Origin of the sequence: Archangium sp. (assembly GCF_036389735.1) — a bacterium.
In the GTDB taxonomy this organism is placed as follows: Bacteria; Myxococcota; Myxococcia; order Myxococcales; family Myxococcaceae; genus Archangium.
Genome location: NZ_DASVWK010000941.1, coordinates 1 through 2,944 on the forward strand (window position 1 = coordinate 1; position 2,944 = coordinate 2,944).

Here is a 2,944-nt window from a genome sequence, read left to right on the forward strand (position 1 = left end):
CCTGCGGGGCTGTCCGGACAGGCCTTCTACACCCGGGTGCGGCTGCCGGAGCGGCTCACCTCGGGCGACGAGGGACAACCCACCGGGCGCGCGGTGCTGGTGGTGGACACCTCTCTGTCCGCGGAGGACGGCAACGCCTGGGCCTTGCAGGGGGCCATGCTGCGCGCGCTGCTGGAGAAGGACGAGAGCCTCTCCGAGTACGCGGTGCTCCTCTTCGACGTGCGCCCGCGCTGGCTGCACGGCCCGGGCTTCCGGCGCAACACGCCCGGGGCGCGCCAGGAGACGTTCGCCGAGCTGGAGCGCGTCTACCTGGAGGGCGCCTCCAACGTGGATGGCCTGCTGACCGAGCTGGACCGGGCGAGCCGCGACTGGCTGAAGCCGGCGGGGAAGGACGGGCGGGTGACGGCCTTCCTGCTCTCGGACGGCAACGTCACCTGGGGGCAGAGCAACGTGGACGCGCTCATCTCGCGCCACGCGGCCTCGGAGACGCTGCGCTGGGTGAGCTACCGCTTCGGCGAGTCGGCGGTGAACGCGGAGCTCTTCGACGCGCTGGCCCGGGCGAGCAGCGGCCGGGTGGTGAACGTGCTGTCGGGCGCGGAAGTGCCGGCGGCGGCGCGCGCGCACCGGGCGGCCTCGGTGGTGCTGACCCGGGTGGGCGTGAAGGGCGCGCAGGTGAAGGACCTGGTGGTGGCGGGCCGGCCGAGGCTCGTCTTCCCGGGGCAGGAGCTCCAGGTGGCCGGGCGGCTGGTGGGCGAGGGCGCGGCGGAGCTGGAGGTGGTGACGCGGGCCTCCGGTGAGGAGGAGCGCACGCTCTCGGTGTCGCTGCCGCGCGAGGAGGACAGCGCCTTCGCCCCGCGCGCCTGGGCGGAGCTCTTCGTGTCCCGACTGGTGGCGCTGGAGGACGTGAAGCTGGACCGGATGGTGGTGGCGCTCAGCCAGCACTACCGACTGGCCAACGCACGGGCCTCCATGTTGGTGCTCGAGTCCGAGGGCGACTACACCCGCTACGCGGTGCGCGACGAGCAGATGGACCTCAGCGACCTGGACGCGCTCCAGCGCCAGCAGGAGGACCAGCGCCGCGACGAGCTGCTGGGACTCTCGCTGGAGGGCGTGCCCGACTCGGGCCGCGAGGTGCTGCGGGTGCTGGGGGCGAAGCAGGTGGAGCTGGGCTCGCGGATGAAGGCCCAGCCGCTGCGCGACGAGCCCTACGCCGGCGGCGAGGAGCGACTCCAGGCGGAGCTGGAGTACCGGCGGGAGCGGCGCACCCACAAGGACGACGTGCTGCTCTACGAGAAGGTGGCTCGCAAGCGGGCCTTCTCGGGGGACACGTGGGGCGCGGTGCGGGCGCTCTCCTCCCCGGTGGAGCTGCGCCCCAAGGACGCCGAGGCGCTGCGACTGGTGGGTTATGGGCTGCTGGCGCTCGGCCAGTACCCGACGGCCACCGAGCTCTTCGAGCACGTGCGCCTCAACCGTCCCTTCGAGCCCCAGGCCTACCTGGAGGAGGCGCTCGCGCTGGACGCCGCGGGGCGCCTGGCGGAGGCGGCGCGCGACTGGGAGATCGTCCTGGCCCGGGACTGGAAACGGCACGACACGCAGACGAAGCGGGTGGCCGCGTACCACTACGGGCGCATGCTGGCCTCGCTGGCGAAGCACCCGAGGCTGACGAGCGCCGAGGTGGCGGCCCTGGAGGCGCGGCGGCGCGAGCTGAGGCAGCGCGAGAAGCTGGAGCCCCTCGACTACCAGCTCACCACGCACTGGAACTCGGACGGGACGGACATCGACTTGTGGGTGGTGGAGCCCAGCGGCGAGAAGTGCTTCTACGGCAACCCGACAACGAGCCTGGGCGGGGAGCACCACTGGGACATCACCGATGGGCTGGGCCCGGAGCTGTACCACGCGCGTCAGTCAACACCGGGCACGTACTTCGTCCTGGTGCACTACTTCGGCAACAACTCGGCGCGCTACGTGGTGCCCACGGCGTTGTTGCTCGTGTCGGACCGGGACGTCTTCGCCAAGGAGGACGCGTACCAACGGCGCTTCCAGGTGCGCATCCTCCCCAACAAGAACGCGACGCTGCTGCTGCGGCGCGAGGAGATGGTGAAGAAGCCGCTACCGCCGGTGGCGAAGACGCAGGAGTGAGCCTGCTCAGCGCTCGGCGTCGAGGATGATGCGCAGCTCCGCGAGCAGCTCCTCCTCGGCGGCCTGGAGCTCGCCGTCGCTCGCGATGAGCGCGCGAGCCGCTTCCAACACCTCCGCCGAGCGGCCACGCAGCAGCGCCAGGTCCGGTGCCGGCGGGGGCCCGTTGCTGTCCAGGGTCTTCTTGAGTGCGGCGACCTCCGACTCCGGCACCTCCCAGCTTCGCGCCGCGCCGAGGATGGTGCCTATCTCCCGCACATCGACCTGACCGTCGCTCCAGGCGAGCTGGAGCATCAGCTTGAGCACCTCGACGTTGAACCGATCCTCGGCGGTGGGCTTTGCCATGTAGGTCCTCCTGGGTGGCGCAGCCTCGCCGTTCCCGCCACGCACGTCCATGGGGTTGACCGTCCTGCGGTGCACACCGCGAGGCGGCCCTGCCCCCGGCTCCTGCACACCCGCCAACAGCCCGCGCCGGAATCCGGCCGCGCGATCCCCCTCGATTCGCCGTACCAGACCCCACATCCACCCGGACTTCACACCCCAGGGCGACAGATACGGCGGCACTGGAGATCCGCCAGCCGGGCAAAAGCCTGACATCGTCCCGCCCGCGCCCTGCAAGTCATTGATTGCCCCTCTCCAGGTCTGAGCGGCTTTCCCTGAGAGTCTCAGGGCTTCCAGGTCTTTGGACCGAGGGGAGCGGACTTTTCCAGCCACGCCGAGCGGCGTGAAGGCAGGCAAAGACTGGCCTGGCCCGCGCGGGCGAAAAGAGAGGAAGGGCATTCTCATTTTCGTGCAAGGAATTAACCTC

General features: G+C 71.0%; 2 protein-coding genes. One reads left to right on the forward strand and one right to left on the reverse strand.

Going from position 1 to position 2,944, the window contains the following annotated elements; all coding sequences use genetic code 11:
• Positions 1-2,139: DUF2135 domain-containing protein (locus VF794_RS33545; protein WP_331117193.1), on the forward strand; the 2,139-nt coding region annotated here is incomplete at its 5' end.
• Between the two features lie 6 nt (positions 2,140-2,145).
• Here VF794_RS33545 and VF794_RS33550 read toward each other — a convergent pair.
• The gene (locus tag VF794_RS33550; RefSeq protein ID WP_331117194.1) at positions 2,146-2,481 is read right to left on the reverse strand and encodes a TerB family tellurite resistance protein; all 336 of its coding nucleotides are present in this window, start codon (positions 2,479-2,481) and stop codon (positions 2,146-2,148) included.
• Positions 2,482-2,944 lie beyond the last annotated feature (463 nt).